This window comes from Amycolatopsis sp. NPDC001319 (assembly GCF_042896185.1).
Lineage (GTDB): Bacteria > Actinomycetota > Actinomycetes > Mycobacteriales > Pseudonocardiaceae > Amycolatopsis.
Genome location: NZ_JBIAWY010000009.1, coordinates 80,300 through 96,852 on the forward strand (window position 1 = coordinate 80,300; position 16,553 = coordinate 96,852).

Annotated in this window: 16 protein-coding genes and 1 pseudogene; 6 read left to right on the forward strand and 11 right to left on the reverse strand. The window is 70.3% G+C overall.

From position 1 onward, the window contains the following. Nucleotides 1-13 precede the first annotated feature (13 nt). The 4 genes from ACFY1H_RS31360 to ACFY1H_RS31375 all read right to left on the reverse strand — a co-directional run bounded on the left by ACFY1H_RS31360 (nt 14) and on the right by ACFY1H_RS31375 (nt 2,765). Nucleotides 14-709: a phosphoadenylyl-sulfate reductase gene (locus ACFY1H_RS31360; protein ID WP_366582554.1), complete on the reverse strand. Its 696-nt coding sequence runs from the start codon at nt 707-709 to the stop codon at nt 14-16. Further along, nucleotides 706-864, reverse strand: coding sequence for an Insertion element protein (locus tag ACFY1H_RS31365; RefSeq protein ID WP_354874043.1), 159 nt, complete (start codon nt 862-864; stop codon nt 706-708). The genes ACFY1H_RS31360 and ACFY1H_RS31365 overlap by 4 nt, the downstream gene beginning before the upstream one ends. Next, nucleotides 861-2,552: a nitrite/sulfite reductase gene (locus ACFY1H_RS31370; RefSeq protein WP_366582555.1), complete on the reverse strand. Its 1,692-nt coding sequence runs from the start codon at nt 2,550-2,552 to the stop codon at nt 861-863. The genes ACFY1H_RS31365 and ACFY1H_RS31370 overlap by 4 nt, the downstream gene beginning before the upstream one ends. Nucleotides 2,553-2,678: 126 nt before the next feature. Then, entirely contained in the window at nt 2,679-2,765 is an 87-nt protein-coding gene (locus ACFY1H_RS31375; RefSeq protein WP_354874210.1) for a putative leader peptide, read from the reverse strand. 269 nt (nt 2,766-3,034) lie between these two features. Here ACFY1H_RS31375 and hemW point away from each other — a divergent pair, with 269 nt between their 5' ends. Together hemW and ACFY1H_RS31385 are read left to right on the forward strand one after the other, a co-directional pair. After that, nucleotides 3,035-4,243, forward strand: coding sequence for a radical SAM family heme chaperone HemW (gene hemW / locus ACFY1H_RS31380; protein ID WP_386952339.1), 1,209 nt, complete (start codon nt 3,035-3,037; stop codon nt 4,241-4,243). A gap of 73 nt (nt 4,244-4,316) precedes the next feature. Continuing rightward, nucleotides 4,317-5,237, forward strand: a complete 921-nt coding sequence (locus ACFY1H_RS31385; protein ID WP_366582557.1) for an NADP-dependent oxidoreductase — start codon at nt 4,317-4,319, stop codon at nt 5,235-5,237. On the opposite strand, the gene ACFY1H_RS31390 is transcribed toward ACFY1H_RS31385, so the two are convergent. After that, nucleotides 5,227-5,934, reverse strand: a complete 708-nt coding sequence (locus ACFY1H_RS31390; protein ID WP_386952343.1) for a TetR/AcrR family transcriptional regulator — start codon at nt 5,932-5,934, stop codon at nt 5,227-5,229. The two genes, ACFY1H_RS31385 and ACFY1H_RS31390, sit on opposite strands and share 11 nt — an antisense overlap. Nucleotides 5,935-6,030: 96 nt before the next feature. Here ACFY1H_RS31390 and ACFY1H_RS31395 point away from each other — a divergent pair, with 96 nt between their 5' ends. From ACFY1H_RS31395 to ACFY1H_RS31410, 4 genes and pseudogenes are all read left to right on the forward strand, one after another. Then, entirely contained in the window at nt 6,031-6,438 is a 408-nt protein-coding gene (locus tag ACFY1H_RS31395; protein WP_386952346.1) for an SgcJ/EcaC family oxidoreductase, read from the forward strand. A gap of 37 nt (nt 6,439-6,475) precedes the next feature. Continuing rightward, a pseudogene (locus ACFY1H_RS31400) lies at nt 6,476-7,674 on the forward strand (amidohydrolase family protein). 81 nt (nt 7,675-7,755) lie between these two features. After that, entirely contained in the window at nt 7,756-8,571 is an 816-nt protein-coding gene (locus tag ACFY1H_RS31405; protein WP_386952349.1) for a siderophore-interacting protein, read from the forward strand. A gap of 10 nt (nt 8,572-8,581) precedes the next feature. After that, complete coding sequence (locus ACFY1H_RS31410) at nt 8,582-9,802, forward strand: serine hydrolase domain-containing protein (RefSeq protein WP_386952352.1); 1,221 nt, start codon at nt 8,582-8,584, stop codon at nt 9,800-9,802. 44 nt (nt 9,803-9,846) lie between these two features. Here ACFY1H_RS31410 and ACFY1H_RS31415 read toward each other — a convergent pair whose 3' ends face one another. The 6 genes from ACFY1H_RS31415 to ACFY1H_RS31440 all read right to left on the reverse strand — a co-directional run bounded on the left by ACFY1H_RS31415 (nt 9,847) and on the right by ACFY1H_RS31440 (nt 16,476). Then, nucleotides 9,847-11,070: a glycoside hydrolase family 71/99-like protein gene (locus ACFY1H_RS31415; protein WP_386952355.1), complete on the reverse strand. Its 1,224-nt coding sequence runs from the start codon at nt 11,068-11,070 to the stop codon at nt 9,847-9,849. 113 nt (nt 11,071-11,183) lie between these two features. Continuing rightward, on the reverse strand, nt 11,184-11,699 hold the full coding sequence (locus tag ACFY1H_RS31420) for a pyridoxamine 5'-phosphate oxidase family protein (protein ID WP_386952358.1): 516 nt from the start codon (nt 11,697-11,699) through the stop codon (nt 11,184-11,186). Nucleotides 11,700-11,738: 39 nt separating this feature from the next. After that, nucleotides 11,739-12,737: a TIGR03842 family LLM class F420-dependent oxidoreductase gene (locus ACFY1H_RS31425; RefSeq protein WP_366582565.1), complete on the reverse strand. Its 999-nt coding sequence runs from the start codon at nt 12,735-12,737 to the stop codon at nt 11,739-11,741. Between the two features lie 10 nt (nt 12,738-12,747). After that, nucleotides 12,748-14,142: a dihydropyrimidinase gene (gene hydA / locus ACFY1H_RS31430; RefSeq protein WP_386952362.1), complete on the reverse strand. Its 1,395-nt coding sequence runs from the start codon at nt 14,140-14,142 to the stop codon at nt 12,748-12,750. Further along, a complete protein-coding gene (locus ACFY1H_RS31435) occupies nt 14,142-14,984 on the reverse strand; it encodes a nitrilase-related carbon-nitrogen hydrolase (RefSeq protein ID WP_364066729.1) in 843 nt (280 codons plus the stop codon). The genes hydA and ACFY1H_RS31435 overlap by 1 nt, the downstream gene beginning before the upstream one ends. Next, nucleotides 14,935-16,476, reverse strand: coding sequence for an NCS1 family nucleobase:cation symporter-1 (locus tag ACFY1H_RS31440; RefSeq protein WP_386952367.1), 1,542 nt, complete (start codon nt 16,474-16,476; stop codon nt 14,935-14,937). Before ACFY1H_RS31440 ends, ACFY1H_RS31435 begins: the two co-directional genes overlap by 50 nt. Nucleotides 16,477-16,553: the final 77 nt, after the last annotated feature.

Sequence of the window (16,553 nt, forward strand, 5' to 3'; positions counted from 1 at the left end):
TCTGTGTTCGCCATCAGCCGTGCAGTCCGCACTCGGTCTTCGACTGGCCGGCCCAGCGGCCGCTGCGCGGGTCCTGCCCGGCCTCGACCTTCGCCGTGCACGGCGCGCAGCCGATGGACAGATAACCCACTGACACCAACGGGTTCTCGAGCACGCCGTGGTCGCGGATGTAGCCGTTGAACTCGTCGTCGGTCCACGCGGCGAGCGGGTTGACCTTCACGAGGCCGTTGCGCTCGTCCCAGGTGACGATCGGGGTGTTCGCGCGGGTCGGCGCGTCCACGCGGCGCACGCCGGTGACCCACGCCGAGTACTTCGCCAGCGTGTCGCGCAGCGGCACCACCTTGCGCAGGAAGCAGCACTGGTTGGGGTCCCGGGCGAACAGGTCCTTGCCGTACTCGGCGTCCTGCTCGGCCACGCTCTGCGCGGCCTGCGCGTTGACGATCGTCACGTCGGGGTACACCGTCTGCACGGCGTCGCGCGTGCCGATCGTCTCCGGGAAGTGGTAACCGGTCTCGAGGAACAAAACGTCCACATCGGACTTGACCTGGGTCGCCAGGTCGATGAGCACGGCGTCCTGCATGTTCGACGCGACGATGAAGTCGTCGCCGAACTGCTCGACCGTCCAGCGCAGTGCTTCCTCCGCCGTGGCCTGGGCCAGCTCTTTCTCCGCGCGTTCGGCCAGGGTCCGGTAGTCAGCTGTGGCCGTCATCCGAGCGTCTCCTCCGGTAGGGACAGTCCGTGGAACTTCACCGAGAACCCGCGCCGGCAGGCGCCGCAGAGCCAGCCGCCGTCTTCGGCGGGGCGCAGGTCCTCGTCACCGCAGAACGGGCAATAGTAGGGCACCGCTCGTTCCGTCGAGGTCACTGCAGCAGGCTTTCGTCGGCCCGCCCGACCCACTGCGCGAAGCGCTCGCCGGGCTCGCGGCCCTCGAGGTAGGCGCGGACCACGCGCTCGACGTAGTCGACCAGCTCGTCGGCGACGACCTTGTGCCCGCGCAGCTTGCGGCCGAACCCGGCGTCGAGGCCGAGCCCGCCGCCGAGGTGCACCTGGAACCCCTCGACCTGGCGGCCCTCGGCGTCGGTGACGATCTGGCCCTTGAGCCCGATGTCGGCGGTCTGGATGCGGGCGCACGAGTTGGGGCAGCCGTTGAGGTGCACGCTGACCGGGTTCTCCAGGTCGCCCTGCACGTCGGCGAGCCGCTTCTCGAGGTCGGTGACCAGCGCCTGCGCGCGGGCCTTCGTCTCGACGATCGCGAGCTTGCAGAACTCCAGCCCGGTGCACGCCATCACGCTGCGCCGCCACGGCGAGGGCTTGGTGTGCAGGCCCAGCTCGGCGAGCTCCGTCTCCAGGCCCGGCACCTCGGACTCGGGCACGTCGAGGACCACGAGCTTCTGCTGCGGCGTCAGGCGCACCCGCCCGGAGCCCGCGCGTTCGGCGGCCTTGGCCACGGCGAGCAGCGTCTCGCCGTTCACGCGGCCGGCGACGGGCGCGGCACCGACGTAGAACTTGCCGTCGACCTGCCGGTGCACGCCGACGTGGTCGATCGGGGCCGGCGGCACGTCCGGCGCGGGGCCGTCGAGCAGCGGGCGCTTGAGGTACTTCTCCTCCAGCACCTCGCGGAACTTCGCGGCGCCCCAGTCCTTCACGAGGAACTTGATGCGGGCGCGCGAGCGCAGGCGGCGGTAGCCGTAGTCGCGGAAGACGCTGATCACGCCTTCCCACACGTCCGGCACCTCGTCGCGCGGCACCCAGGCGCCGAGGCGCTGGCCGATCATCGGGTTGGTCGAGAGGCCGCCGCCGACCCAGACGTCGAAGCCCGGGCCGTGCTCGGGGTGGTTCACGCCGACGAACGCGACATCGTGGATCTCGTGCGCCACGTCCTGCTGGCCCGACACCGCGGTCTTGAACTTGCGCGGCAGGTTCGCGTACTGCGGGTCGCCGATGTAGCGGCGCTTGATCTCCTCGATGGCGGGTGTGCCGTCGATGATCTCGTCGGCCGCGATCCCGGCGACGGGCGAGCCCAGGATCACGCGGGGGCTGTCGCCGCACGCCTCCATGGTGGTCATGCCCGCGTTCTCGAGCTTCTGCCAGATCGTGGGCACGTCCTCGATCCGGATCCAGTGGTACTGGATGTTCTGCCGGTCGGTGATGTCCGCGGTGCCGCGCGCGTGCGTCTGGGAGATCTCCGCCAGCACGGCCAGCTGCTGCGTGGTGAGCATGCCGCCGTCGAGGCGCACGCGCATCATGAAGTAGCGGGCGTCCAGCTCCTCGGGCTCGAGCGTGGCCGTGCGGCCGCCGTCGATGCCTTCCTTGCGCTGGGTGTAGAGGCCGAACCAGCGGAACCGGCCGCGCAGGTCACCGGGGTCGATCGAGTCGAAGCCGCCGTGGGCGTAGATGTTCTCGATGCGCGCGCGGGCGTTGAGCGGGTTGTCGTCCTTCTTCGACCGCTCGTTGGGGTTCAGCGGCTCTCGGTAGCCGAGCGCCCACTGTCCCTCGCCGCGCTTCTGCCGCGGCCGGCTCTTCGCGGGGGTTTCACGCGTGGGTGAGGCCATGAGGAGTCCTCCGGTTAGTGGCTCCGGACGCCGCTGAGGTCGTGCCGCTTCGAGGCGGGCGACGGGGATCGCGGCGGGTCCGGCGCCGGCGGTCCAGATGTGGTGGGCTGGGTCGGGCGTCGGGAGTCAGCGGGCAGGCCGGCAGAGCGCGCTCGCGACCCGCAGAAGGTCGACGTGGCGGCGCGCCACGAGAAGGACACCGGCAGGACTCACCGGCCCAGATAACCACGCGTTCAGAACGTGGTTCAAACGCGTCCGGATGGTGGGAGGGCCTGCGCACGGGGCTTGCGCGCGGGCGCGGACTGTGGGTGATCGGGCTCGCTGCCTGCGGTTTTGCCGCCGAACGGGGGTCGCCAGGAAGGCCGCTCGGGAGGGGTTCCGGCCGGCTCGGGTGACGCGGAGGTTCGTTCGGCGGCCGAACTTCCGCCCGGGTGGAGCAGGGCCCGGGTCGCGCCGGGGCGGTGCGAGGGACAATGGACGTCGTGCCTGACGTAGCCGAGCTGCCTGCCGAGACCGGATTGCCCGAAAGTGCCCTGGAGGGGCTCGGGCGACGGCCGTTCGGCGTCTACGTGCACGTGCCGTTCTGCGCCACGCGCTGCGGGTACTGCGACTTCAACACCTACACCGCCGGTGAACTGGGCTCGGCCGCGTCGCCGAGGTCGTGGCTCGACGGGCTGCGCCGCGAGCTGGAGCTGGCCGCGCGGGTGCTCGGGGAGCCGCCGGCGGCCGACACGGTGTTCGTGGGCGGGGGCACGCCGTCGTTGCTGGGCGCGGGCGGGCTGGCGGAGGTGCTCGAGGTCGTGCGCGACGCGTTCGGGCTGGCGCCGGGCGCCGAGGTCACGACCGAGTCCAACCCCGAGTCGACGTCGCCGGAGTTCTTCGAACGGATCCGGGCGGCCGGGTACACGCGGGTGTCGCTGGGGATGCAGTCGGCCGCGCGGCACGTGCTGCAGGTGCTCGACCGCGTGCACACGCCCGGCCGGCCCGTGGACGCCGCGCGCGAGGCGCGGGCCGCCGGGTTCGAGCACGTGAACCTCGACGTGATCTACGGCACGCCCGGCGAGCGCCCGGAGGACCTGCGGGCCTCGCTCGACGCCGTGCTGTCCGCGGGTGTCGACCACGTGTCGGCGTACGCGCTGATCGTGGAGGAGGGCACCGCGCTCGCCCGCCGCGTGCGCCGGGGCGAACTGCCCGCGCCCGACGACGACGTGCTGGCCACCGACTACGAGATGATCGACTCCGTGCTCTCGGCCGCCGGCCTGCGGTGGTACGAGGTGTCCAACTGGGCCTCCGGCGACGCGGCCCGCTGCCGGCACAACCTCGGCTACTGGCAGGGCGGCGACTGGTGGGGCGCGGGCCCCGGCGCGCACAGCCACGTGGGCGGCGTGCGCTGGTGGAACGTCAAGCACCCGGCCAAGTACGCGTCGCTGCTGGCGGAGGGGAACAGTCCCGAAGCCGGCCGTGAGCTGCTCACCGAAGAGGACCGGCACCTCGAACGCATCATGCTCGAACTCCGGGTCGCGGAAGGACTCGCGCTCGATGCGCTCGACGCCGCCGGAATCGCCGAAGCCCGCGCCGCTGCGGCGGAAGGACTCCTGGAACCGTCCCTTCTGGACAGTCGCGGCCGCGCCGTGCTCACGGACCGCGGGCGGCTGCTCGCCGACGGTGTGGTCCGTCGCCTGGCCGGCTGAATTTTCGCTCAGCGGGCATAAAACCGGGCTGATGGTTCGTTGGTCGAAGTATCGACGAGCGAGGGAGTCGCGCATGCCGCAGGCGGTCAGGTACAGCGAACACGGCGGGATCGACGTCCTGGGAGTGGAAGAGGTCGCCCGTCCGGTGCCCGGTCCCGGCCAGGTGCTCGTGGAGGTCAGAGCCGCCGGGATCAACCCCGGTGAAGCCGCCATCCGCGAAGGCGTGTTCGCGCAGCAGTTCCCGTCGACGTTCCCGTCCGGGCAGGGCAGCGACCTCGCCGGCGTCGTCGCCGAGCTGGGTGCGGGCGTCGAGGAGATCCAGGTCGGTGACGAGGTCATCGGCTTCGTGCACACGCGCTCCAGCCAGGCCGAGTTCGTGCTGGTGGACGCCGAGAACCTGACGCCGAAGCCGAGCGGCGTGTCGTGGGAAGCGGCGGGTGGGCTGTTCGTCGCGGGCACCACCGCGTACGCCGCCGTGCGCGCGGTTCACCTGCACGACGGCGACACCCTCGTGGTGTCCGGTGCGGCCGGCGGTGTCGGCTCCCTGGTCGTGCAGCTGGCGAAGCTCACCGGTGCGACCGTGGTCGGGATCGCGAGCGAGGCCAACCACGCGTGGCTGGCGGAGCAGGACGTGCTCCCGGTGGCCTACGGCGAGGGTCTCGAAGAGCGCCTGCGCGAGGTCACCGGCGGCAAGGTCGACGCGTTCATCGACACCTACGGCGACGGGTACGTCGAGCTCGCGCTGCGCCTGGGTGTCTACACGGGACGGATCGACACCGTGATCGACTTCGCCGCCGCGCAGAAGTACAACGTGAAGACCGAGGGCAACATGGCCGCCGCGAGCGCCGAGGTCATGCGCGACCTCGCCGCGCTGGTGGACAAGGGCCTGCTCGAGGTGCCCGTCGCGGCCACCTACCCGCTGGCGCGGGTGCAGGACGCCTACCGCGAGCTGGAGCGGCGCCACACGCGCGGCAAGATCGTGCTCAAGCCCTGACGAGGCTCTGCAGTCCGCCCACGAACATCGCGAGGGCGAACTCGAAGCGGTCCTTGCTCGTCTCGCCGGTGAAGAACTGCCCCGACTGCAACAGGTTCGGGAACGCACCGGCAGGCAGGGACCGCATGTAGTCGGCCATCTGCCGTTCGCGTTCGGCGACTTCCGCCTCGTCGTAGTCGCCGAACGTCCAGCTGCTCGCTTCGTACGCGTACGCCTTGGCGTACAGGCTCAACGCGTCGCCCGCGAACACCGCCTGTTTCAGATCCAGGCCCCCGGCGCGCAGGATCGCGAGCATCGCCTCGCCCTGGCGCAGCGAGTTCGGCGTGACGGGCACCGGCGTGTTCCACGCGACCTTCGCGATGCCGGGGTAGGCCACCATCGCGCGGACCTGCTGGCGCACCTGCTCTTTCACCTGCTCGGCCCAGTTCCCGGGATCCGGCTCCGGCACCGGCACGTCGCCCAGGACCGCGTCGAGCATGAGCTCGTCGAGCTCCTCCTTGTTGGCCACGTGCGCGTAGAGCGACGCGGGCCCGGTCTCCAGCTGCTGGGCGATCCTTCGCATCGACACGGCTTCGAAGCCCTCGGCGGCGAGCAGGCCCAGCGCCGTCTTCACCACCAATTCCCGTGACAGCAACGGCTTTTCGGCGCGCCGGCGGGGGCTCGGGCCACGGCGCCACGGCGGGGGCGGGACGGTCATGGACAGCAGCCTAGACGAATCGGGCCTTGACTCGAACACCGTTCGCCGATAGAACGGTGTTCGTTACGACGAACGCCGTTCGACAAGGAGCTCACCATGATCGACCGGGAAGAAGTCCTCGCCGTGCTCAGCCGGCTCGCCGACGCCTGGAACAGCGGCGACGCCGCCGCGTACGCGAGTTTGTTCACCGAAGACGCCGATTACGTGACGTTCTTCGGGATGCGCCTGCCCGGCCGCGAGCTGATCGAGAGCTCGCACCGCGCGTTGTTCGAGGGTCCGCTGCGGGGTTCGAAGATCGGGGGACCCGGCGACGCGTCGGTGCGGTTCCCGGCCGAGGACGTCGCCGTCGTCGTCTCCGGCGGCGGTTCGGCGCTCGACGGGGGCGACGCCGTGGCTCAGGGGCGGGAGAGCACCTTGACGTTCGTGCTGGTCCGCTCGGGAACGGGCTGGCTGATCACGGCGTTCCAGAACACCCGGGTGAGCGATCCGCGCGCGGCGGCGTGATCCGATTCGGTCGGACCAGCGCGCTACGGTTCGTCCCGTGTTGATCCGTGATGTCCGCCCCTGGGGTGGCGAGCGCAGCGACGTGGAGCTGACCGGCGACCGGATCGCGGCGGTCCGCCCGCACGACCCGGCCCCGGTCGCCGACGCGATCGAGGGCCGGGGCCGGCTGCTGTTCCCGTCGTTCAGCGACGTCCACGTGCACCTGGACTCGACGCGGATCGGCTTGCCGTTCCGTCCCCACACCGGCGGCCCCGGCGTGTGGGCGATGATGACCAACGACCGTGAGAACTGGCGGTCGGCGGAGGTGCCGCTGCCGGAGCGGGTGGCGGGCACGCTGGAGCGGATGATCGCGCACGGCACCACGCGCGTCCGCAGCTACGCGCAGGTCGACGTCGACTGCGGGCTGGAGAAGCTCGACGCCGTGCTGGCCGCGAAGGACAAGTTCGCGGACCAGGCCGAGGTGCACGTGATGGCGTTCGCCCAGGCGGGCATCCTCCGGGAACCGGGCACGCTCGACGTCCTGGACGCGGCGCTGCGGTCCGGCGCGACGGTGATCGGCGGCATCGACCCGTGCACGGTGGACCGCGACCCGAAGGGCCACCTGGACGCGGTGTTCGGCCTGGCGGAGAAGCACCAGGTCGAGGTGGACATCCACTTGCACGAGCCGGGCCACCTCGGCCTGTTCTCGACGGACCTGGTGCTGGAGCGCGTCCGGGCGCTGGACCTGCGCGGCAAGGTGACGATGTCGCACGCGTACGACCTGGGCTCGATCTCCGAGTCGGTGAGCCGCCGGGTGATCGACGACTTCGCCGAGCTGGACGTCGCGATGACCACGGTGGCGCCGTCTTCCGCCGGGCAGCTTTCCTTGCTGGACCTCGTTTCCGCCGGCGTGCGGATCGGCCTGGGGAGGACGGGCAGCGCGACTACTGGAGCCCGTACGGCAACTGCGACCTGCTGGACCGGACCTGGCAGCTCGCGTTCACGCGCGGGTTCCGCCGGGACGAGCACATCGAGCTGGCCCTGGCCGTGGCGACCATGGGCGGGGCCTCGATCATGAGCCACGACGTGCCCCGCCTGGCCGGGGTGCCGGACCGCCCGGGGCTCGGCGTGGGCGACCGGGCCGATCTCGTCCTCGTGGACGGGGAGACGCCCACGAGCGCGGTGATGGACCGCGGCCGGGACCGGACGGTCCTGCACGACGGGGTGGTGGTGGCCGACGGTCTCGCAGTCGTCTGACCAGTGCCGCTAGGCGGGATGGGGGAGGGGCGCGTACGGTGGACCCAGATTAGGTAAGCCTTAGTGAATGGGTGGTGTCCGATGGCCGATGCGCCGGCGCGCAAGGGGAACCCGGGCGTGCGCTTGTCGGTTCTGCGCAAGGAGAACCTGACCCCGCACATGATCCGGATCGTGGCCGGGGGCGAAGGCCTGCGCGATTTCCAGCCCAACGCGTTCACCGACGCGTACGTGAAGGTGATCTTCAAGGTGCCGGGCGTCGAGTACCCGGAGCCGTTCGACCTGCAGCGCATCCGCGCGGAGTTCCCGCGGGAGCAGTGCCCGCGGATGCGTTCGTACACCGTGCGGTCCTACGACGAAGCGGCCGGCGAGCTCGTGCTCGACTTCGTGGTGCACGGCGACGAAGGGCTGGCCGGCCCGTGGGCGATGCGGGCGCAGCCGGGCGACGAGCTGCTGCTCGCGGGCCCCGGTGGGGTCTACGCGCCGCGCGCCGACGCGGGCTGGCACCTGCTCGTGGGCGACGAGGCCGCGTTGCCGGCCATCGCCGCGTCGCTGGAGGTCATGCCGGCCGGCGCTCGCGCGCACGTGTTCCTGCTCGTGTCCGACGCTTCGGAGGAACAACCGCTGGTGACGAAGGCCGACGCGCAGATCACGTGGCTGCACCGGTCGGCTGGTGCAGACCTCGCGGCCGAGGTGAAGGCGCTGCCGTGGCCGGGTGAGGACGTGCACGCGTTCGTCCACGGCGAGGCCGGCTTCGTGCGCGAGCTGCGGCGGTACCTGTTCGCCGAGCGCGGCGTGGCGAAGGAGTCGGTGTCGATCTCCGGCTACTGGCGCGAAGGCAAGAACGACGAGGCGTGGCGCGAGGAGAAGGCGGCCGAGCGGGCCCGCGAAAGGGCGTAATGTCGCCGGCATGAACGTGGAGACCGACCCGTCTTCGGCGGGGTTCGACGCTGACCGTCTGAAACGGATCGACCGGCATTTCGACGCCTATGTGGACGACGGGCGGCTGCCCGGTTACCTCGCGGTGGTGAGCAGGCACGGGCGCGTCGTCCACGTCGCTTCCCACGGCAAGCGGGACGTCGAGTCGGGCGCCCCCGTGGACCACGACACCATCTGGCGCATCTTCTCGATGACCAAGCCGATCACCTCGGTGGCGGCGATGACCTTCGTCGAAGAGGGCGTGATCGACCTCAACGACCCGATTTCCCGCTGGCTGCCCGAATTCGCGGCGCCGCAGGTGTACGTGAAGGGCTCGGCGCCGAGCCCGATGACGGTGCCCGCGACCGAGCCCATTCGCCTGTGGCACCTGCTCACCCACACCAGCGGCCTCACCTACGGCTTCCACCACACGCATCCCGTCGACACGATCTACCGCGCCGCGGGCTTCGAGTGGGGCACCCCGTCGGGTCTGGACCTCGCCGCCTGCACCCGCGCGCTGGCCGAGCTCCCGCTGGTCTTCCAGCCCGGCAGCGAGTGGAACTACTCGGTGTCCACGGACGTCCTCGGCCGGCTCGTGGAGGTCCTCGCGGGCAAGCCCCTGGACGAAGTCTTCGCGGAGCGGATCTTCGGGCCGCTGGGCATGACGGACACCGGCTTCTCCACGAAGGACACGGACCGCCTGGCGGCCCTGTACGTCGCGCATCCGCGGACCAAGCTGCCCACCCGCAACGAGGCTTTCGGGTCCATCGGCGTCGCGCGGCCCGACTCGTTCTCGGGCGGCGGCGGGCTGGTCTCGACCGCGGCCGACTACCACCGCTTCACGCAGATGCTGCTGCGCGGCGGTTCGCTGGACGGCGCCCGGATCCTGGGCCCGCGCACGGTCGACCTCATGGCGAGCAACCACCTGCCGGGCCACGTGGACCTGGAGGCCTTCGGGCGGCCATTGTTCGCGGAGATGCCCTTCGACGGCTTCGGCTTCGGCCTGGGCTTCTCCGTGCTGGAAGACCCGGTCAAGGCCAAAACCCTCTCCAGCCCCGGCGAATACGCCTGGGGCGGCGCCGCTTCGACGGCCTTCTGGGTGGACCCGGTGGAGGACCTGACGGTGGCGTTCTACACGCAGCTGCTCCCGTCGAGCACCCATCCCATCCGGCAGCAGCTGCGGCAGCTGGTTTACCAAGCGATCGTCGACTGAGCCTGTCGGGCGGTGCGCCGTTCGGGCGCACCGCCTGCTTCGGCTCAGCCGGCCGGTGACGTCGGGCGGTTCGGGGTCAGCGCGATCTCTCCGCGCAGCATGCGGCCGCCGTCGCCGGTGAGGCGCAGGTAGTAGTCCGAGGTGCAGTGGGTGCCGTCTTCGTCGAGAGCCCAGAGGCCGGAGCCGGCCGGGATCATGGACGCGTCTTCGGCGGTTTTGGCGATCTGGTTGCCCTCGTTGTACTCGTCGAACATCGAGATGTAGATGCCCTGGGCGCCGGCGCGGATCATGTTGTAGAACTGGCGCCACATGAAGTCGCCGTGGGCGCGTTGGCGGGCCTGGGTGTCGCCGGGCAGGACGCAGGGCTGGTAGTCGATGCCGTGCGCGGTGCAGTCGGCCTGGTCGCCGACGGTGATGGTGGTGTAGACGTTGTCGGAGTCGCCCGCGTTGCCGATCGCGCCGACCATCCAGGGCGAGAGCGCGTCGAAGGCGTGGTACACGTCGGAAAACCCGGTGCGGGTCCCGGATCCGCCGACGCGCCATTCGCGCGGCACGCCGCCGATCACGTAGCAGCCCTGGCCTTTGAACCAGTTCACCACGTCGAGGCACGTGCCGGCGTCCCACGGGTGATTGTCGTCGTTGAACCCGAAGCCCCAGACGCAGACGACGGGCTTGCCGTTCTGCCGGGCGTACGCGCTCGACGCCGTGTGCGCCGCCATCTTCGCCGTCCAGTCCGCCTTGATCTCCTGCTGCATCGAGGCCCAGCCGCTGACGTCGTACATGACGTAGAACTTCCGGCCGTACGCCTCGGCCGCAGTGCGCACCTTCTGCGCCAGGGCATCCCGCGTCGGTCCCTCACCGCCGGTCGGGTTGAAGCGCTGCAGGGCCGCGGTGTCGATGCCGTACTGGCGCAGCCACGAGAAAGGCGTGTCCACAGTCTGCTGGTCGTAGGAGGAGAACAGGCTCGCCGGCCGCCCGTCGCCCAGGTTCGCGTAGGCGCTCGGGTACGTCCGCTGGTAGTCGCGCACGTCGGGCCACGACTTGATCCCCGTGTTCGACGGTGACGGCGCCTGGCCCCAGTTTTGACTCCAGTGCCACCAGCCGTTGATCGGTGCGCCGTCGCCGGCGCAGGCGAACCAGCCCTGGTAGCCGACGGTGATCTTGCCGACCACGTCACCGGGCGGGCTCGCGGCCGCAACCCCGGCCACCGAAGGCCACGCGGCAGCCGCGGCGGCGAGCGAAAAGAAGGTACGACGGGACACGCCCATGGGGAAGCTCCTCGATGCGCGGGACAGGAGGTGGCGGCCTGGGGCGAGCATACGAATCTTTCACGCGTTTGTATAGCGGGCAGAGACTTTCTGTCGGCTTGCCGCAAGCCGGGTCACGCGGCGAAATCCCACCGTGTCGCGCCGTGGGGTTCGGCCGTGGCGACGCCCACGGCGGTGTGCAGGGTCAGCGCGTAGACGTGCCACGGCGCCGGGCCCGCGCTGGGGGCGCTGTAGGGCGCGGTGAAGGCGTCGCCGGCCACGGTCGCGGGCCAGCCGCCCGAGCGGTACACGGCGGCGAGGCGGTCCAGGACAGCGGAATCCGTGACGCGGGCGGCGGTGCCCTCCAACGTCAGGTCCAGGCCGGACAGTCGCACGCCGATGCTGCACCACGGGTTCGCCGCGAGCAGGCGCGACTTCAGGGCGCCAGGGCCGCTGGTGAAGTACAGCGCGTCGGAGTCCCACACCGCGCCCACGCCGGCCGTGTGCGGGCGGCCGTCGGCGCGGACGGTGGTGAGGAAAAACGTCAGGTCTGCGGTCGGCGAGGGGCCCAGGGCGTCACGGGCGCGGCTCCAGGGGAGCTCGGCGTGGTCGTAGATGTCCAGGTTCCGGGTGCGAGTGGGTTCAGTCATGCCAACGCGTCGAACGGCGGCACCGGGAATCGACAAGCCCTACGCGGTGAGTTTGCCGACGATCTGCCCGCCGTACGCGGCCAGCGTCTGCTCGCGTTCGTCGTGCATCAGGTACAGCGCGAACTGGTTCACACCCAGCTCCGCGAGCTCCTGCAGGCGCGCGATGTGCGCGGGGGCGGGCCCGAGCAGGCAAAAGCGGTCGACGATCTCGTCCGGCACGAAGTCGGTGGACGGGTTGCCGGCGCGGCCGTGGTGGCTGTAGTCGTATCCGGTGCGGGCGCGGATGTAGTCGGTGAGCTCGTGCGGCACCGGGCCGGAGTCGCCGTAGCGCGCGACGAGGTCCGCCACGTGGTTGCCGACCATGCCGCCGAACCAGCGCAGCTGCTCGCGCTGGTGGGCGAGGTCTTCGCCGACGTACGCGGGCGCCGCCACGCAGATCGTGATGCCACCCGGGTCGCGGCCCGCGGCGCGCGCGGCCTCGCGCACCGCGCCGATCGTCCAGCGCGCGATGGCCGGGTCGGCGCACTGCAGGATGAAGCCGTCGGCGTGCTCGCCCACGGTCTTCAGCGCCTTCGGCCCGTACCCGGCCATCCACATCTCCAGCCGCCCGTTGCGCACCCACGGGATGCGCACGGCCGTGTCGTTCATCGTGACCTCGCGCCCCTCCGCGAGGTCACGCACCACCTGCATGCAGTCGCGCACCGTGGCCAAAGTGGACGGTGGGTTCCCGACGACCCGGTGCGCCGAGTCGCCGCGGCCGATGCCGCACACGGTGCGGTTGCCGTACATGTCGTTGAGCGTCGCGAAGGTCGACGCCATCACCGACCAGTCGCGCGTGGCCGGCGAGGTGACCATCGGCCCCACCACCAGCGACGACGTCTCCGCCAGGATCCGCGAGTAGATCACGAACGGTTCCTGCCACAGCACGGCCGAGTCGAACGTCCAGCCGTACCGGAACCCCTGGTCCTCGGCGGCCTTCATCAGCCGCACGACGTCCGACGCCGGCGGGTCCGTCTGCAGCACGATCCCGAAATCCACGACGCACCCCTCAATTCAGGTACTGGTTGAGTCCACGCGACAGGAACTTCCCGTGCCCGGCCGAACCGCTGAAGCCGGAAGGAGACACCACGACCCGGCCTCGCGACAGGACAGTGTGGACCTTCCCGGTCAGCTCGAAGCCTTCATACGCCGAGTAATCCACGTTCATGTGGTGCGTCGAAGCCGACAACGTCTGAGTCGCCGCGGGATCGTAGATCACGATGTCCGCGTCCGACCCGGCCGCGATCACGCCCTTGCGCGGATACAGCCCGAACATCCGCGCCGGCGTCGCCGAGCACGTCTCGACCCAGCGGCCCAGCGTGATCTCACCCGCGACCACGCCCTGGTGCAGCAGGTCCATCCGGTGCTCGACGCCCGGCATCCCGTTGGGGATCGCGCGGAAGTCGTCGCGGCCGAGCTCCTTCTGGTCCTTGAAGCAGAACGGGCAGTGGTCCGTCGAGACCACCGACAGGTCGTTGGTCCGCAGCCCCCGCCACAGGTCGGCCTGGTGCGACTTCTCCCGCAACGGCGGCGACGCCACGAACTTCGCACCCTCGAACCCCGGCCGGGCGAGGTCCTCGATGGACAGGTAGAGGTACTGCGGGCACGTCTCCGCGAACACGTTCTGCCCCGCCTCGCGCGCCTCCGCCACCGCCGCAAGCGCTTGCGCCGCCGAGAGGTGCACGATGTAGAGCGGCGCGCCCGTCACGGCCGCGAGCGTGATGGCCCGCGAAGTCGCCTCGCCTTCCAGCTCGGGCGGCCGCGTGAGGCCGTGCTGCACCGGGTCCACCCGGCCGGCCGCCACGGCCTGCGCGGCCAGCTGGTCGATCGCGATGCCGTTCTCCGCGTGCATCATGATCGTCGCGCCGATCTCACGCGCCTGCTGCATCGCCAGCAGGATCTCGCCGTCGGTCGAGTAGAACACGCCCGGGTAGGCCATGAACATCTTGAACGAACCGACGCCCGCGTCCACACAGGACTGCATTTCCTTGAGCGTGGAATCGTTCACGTCCGACATGATCATGTGGAACCCGTAGTCGATCGCGCAGTTGCCGTCGGCCTTCGAGTGCCACTTGTCCAGGGTGGACTGCAACGACGTGCCCTTGGCCTGCACGGCGAAGTCGATGATCGTGGTCGTCCCGCCCCAGGCCGCCGCGGTGGTGCCCGTCTCGAACGTCTCCACGGAATGCGTGCCGCCGAACGGCATCTCCATGTGCGTGTGCGCGTCGATCCCGCCGGGCAGCACATACTTTCCGGTGGCGTCGATGGTCTCGTCGGCACCGAGTCGCCCGAGCACGCCGGGTGCGGCGACGGCGGCGATGCGCTCGCCGTCCACCAGCACGTCGGCGAGCACCGCACCGGACGGTGAGACGACCTGGCCACCCTGGATCAGGAGCGTGCTCATCAGGCCTCCGTCAGGGGTCCGTAGCTGTCCGGGCGGCGGTCGCGGTAGAACGCCCACAGGTCGCGCACCTCGGCGAGCCGGCCCATGTCGAGGTCGCGTACCACGATCTCCTCCTCGGTGTCCGACGCGGCGTCGCCCACGAGCTGCCCGCGCGGGTCCGCGAAGTACGACTGGCCGTAGAAGTCGTTGTCGCCCAAAGGTTCCACGCCGACGCGGTTGATCGTGCCCACGTAGTACTCGTTCGCCACCGCGGCCGCCGGCTGCTCCAGGCGCCACAGGTACTCCGACAGGCCGCGGCTGGTCGCCGACGGGTTGAACACGATCTTCGCCCCCGCCAGGCCCAGCGCGCGCCAGCCCTCGGGGAAGTGGCGCTCGTAGCAGATGTAGACGCCGATGCGGCCCACCGCCGTGTCGAACACCGGGTAGCCGAGGTTGCCGGGCCGGAAGTAGAACTTCTCCCAGAACCCCTTCACCTGCGGGATGTGGTTCTTGCGGTGCTTGCCCAGGTACTTGCCGTCCGCGTCGATCACCGCCGCGGTGTTGTAGTAGACGCCCGGCTGCTCCTGCTCGTACATCGGCACCACCAGCACCACGCCGTGGCGCTCGGCCACCTCCTGCATGAGCTTCGTGGTCGGGCCGTCGGGGATGCCCTCGGTGTAGGAGTAGTAGTCGGCGTCCTGGATCTGGCAGAAGTACGGGCCGTAGAACAGCTCCTGCAGGCAGACGACCTGGGCTCCCTGCGAGGCCGCCTTGCCGATGGCGTCGACGGCGTTGGCGATCATCGAGTCCTTGTCACCCGTCCACCGCTGCTGGATCAATCCGGCTCGAACCAGGTCGCTCACTTGTCTCCTCCTTCTTCACGGGCAGGGCGAGCAGCCAGTACGCGACGAACGCGCCGGCGAAGCCGATCACCCAGTTGTAGTCGTAGAGCGGTTTGAGGAACGGGATGAGACCGTCCGCGGGGAAGGGGCCGCCGTAGGCTCCGCCGACCGCGAGCACTGCCCCCACCAGCGTCGCGACGAGGGCGCGCCAGTTCCAGCCCCCGCGGAACCAGTACACCCCATCGGGCGTGTAGAGATCGCGCAAACGAAGCCGCGTCCGGTTGACCGCCCAGTAGCCGGCCACCAGCACGCCGGCGACGGCGCCGAGCAGGCCGCCGTAGAACCCGAGCCACGCGAAGATGTAGATGCTCGGGTCGGAGTAGAGCCGCCACGGCTGGATCGCGACGCCGAGGATGCCCGTGATCAGGCCGCCGATCGCGAAGGTGATGCGCTTCGGGAAGGCATTGGAGAAGTCGTAGGACGGGCTCACGACGTTGGCCGCCAGGTTCGCCGAGATCGTCGCGAACACCAGCGCGGCCAGCGCCACGACCACCACGATCGGACTGGAGAAGCGGTCCGCGAGCTGCGCGGGGTCCCAGATGTCCTCGCCGTAGAGCACGTGGCCGCCCGACGTCGTGAGGATCGCGACGATCGCGATGAACGTCATCGTGGTCGGCAGGCCGAGGATCTGCCCGCGCACCTGCTTGCGCTGGCTGCCGCCGAAGCGCGTGAAGTCCGGCATGTTCAGCGAGAGCGTGGACCAGAACGCGATCATCGCCATCAGCGACGGCGCGAACACCTTCCAGAAGTCCGGGCCCCAGCCGAGCTTGCCGCCGTCTTCGAGGATCGGGCCGAGACCGCCGGCCTTCACGAGCACGTAGCCGAGCATGATGAGGAACCCGACGGACACGAGCGGCGCCGTCCAGTTCTCGAACTTGCGCACCGCGTCCATGCCGCGCCAGATGATCAGCATCTGCACGATCCAGAACACGGCGAAGCTCAGCCACAGCGTCCAGTGCTGGCCCCACACCACCGTCGAGTCGCGCCAGCCGGAGCCGGCGAGGCGCCCGACGATCACGTAGATCGCCTCACCGCCCACCCACGTCTGGATGCCGAACCAGCCGCACGCGATGAACGCGCGCAGCAGTGCGGCCAGGTTGGCGCCGCGCAGGCCGTAGAACGCGCGGGCGAACACCGGGAACGGGATGCCGTACTTCGTGCCGGCGTGGCTGTTGAGCAGCATCGGCGCGAGCACCACGATGTTGCCGATGGTGATCGTGATGAGCGCCTGGACCCAGTTCATGCCGAGCGCGATGAGCGACGCGGCCAGGGCGTAGCTGGGGATGTTGTGCGCCATCCCCATCCAGAGCGCGAAGTAGTTGTACGTGGTCCAGGTGCGTTTGGCGACCGGGACGGGGGCCAGTTCCTCGTTGAAGAACCGGCTGCCCGCGAGGGACCGCACATCGGCGAGTTCCACGCGGCCGTCGGCGTGTTCGCGTGTCGTCGGCTCCATTGCGGAATCCTGCGCGCCTGTCGAGGGCGGGTGGCAGAGGCAGACTGTTCACTCTTCGCGTGCGCTCGGCGCAGACT

Coding starts and splice junctions, on each gene's coding strand:
- ACFY1H_RS31420 (WP_386952358.1), bottom strand. CDS start 11,699: ATGACTGAACCCACTCGCACCCGGAACCTGGACATCTACGACCACGCC.
- ACFY1H_RS31385 (WP_366582557.1), top strand. CDS start 4,317: ATGCCGCAGGCGGTCAGGTACAGCGAACACGGCGGGATCGACGTCCTG.
- ACFY1H_RS31410 (WP_386952352.1), top strand. CDS start 8,582: ATGAACGTGGAGACCGACCCGTCTTCGGCGGGGTTCGACGCTGACCGT.
- ACFY1H_RS31395 (WP_386952346.1), top strand. CDS start 6,031: ATGATCGACCGGGAAGAAGTCCTCGCCGTGCTCAGCCGGCTCGCCGAC.
- ACFY1H_RS31405 (WP_386952349.1), top strand. CDS start 7,756: ATGGCCGATGCGCCGGCGCGCAAGGGGAACCCGGGCGTGCGCTTGTCG.
- hydA (WP_386952362.1), bottom strand. CDS start 14,142: ATGAGCACGCTCCTGATCCAGGGTGGCCAGGTCGTCTCACCGTCCGGT.
- ACFY1H_RS31360 (WP_366582554.1), bottom strand. CDS start 709: ATGACGGCCACAGCTGACTACCGGACCCTGGCCGAACGCGCGGAGAAA.
- ACFY1H_RS31370 (WP_366582555.1), bottom strand. CDS start 2,552: ATGGCCTCACCCACGCGTGAAACCCCCGCGAAGAGCCGGCCGCGGCAG.
- ACFY1H_RS31415 (WP_386952355.1), bottom strand. CDS start 11,070: ATGGGCGTGTCCCGTCGTACCTTCTTTTCGCTCGCCGCCGCGGCTGCC.
- ACFY1H_RS31390 (WP_386952343.1), bottom strand. CDS start 5,934: ATGACCGTCCCGCCCCCGCCGTGGCGCCGTGGCCCGAGCCCCCGCCGG.
- ACFY1H_RS31440 (WP_386952367.1), bottom strand. CDS start 16,476: ATGGAGCCGACGACACGCGAACACGCCGACGGCCGCGTGGAACTCGCC.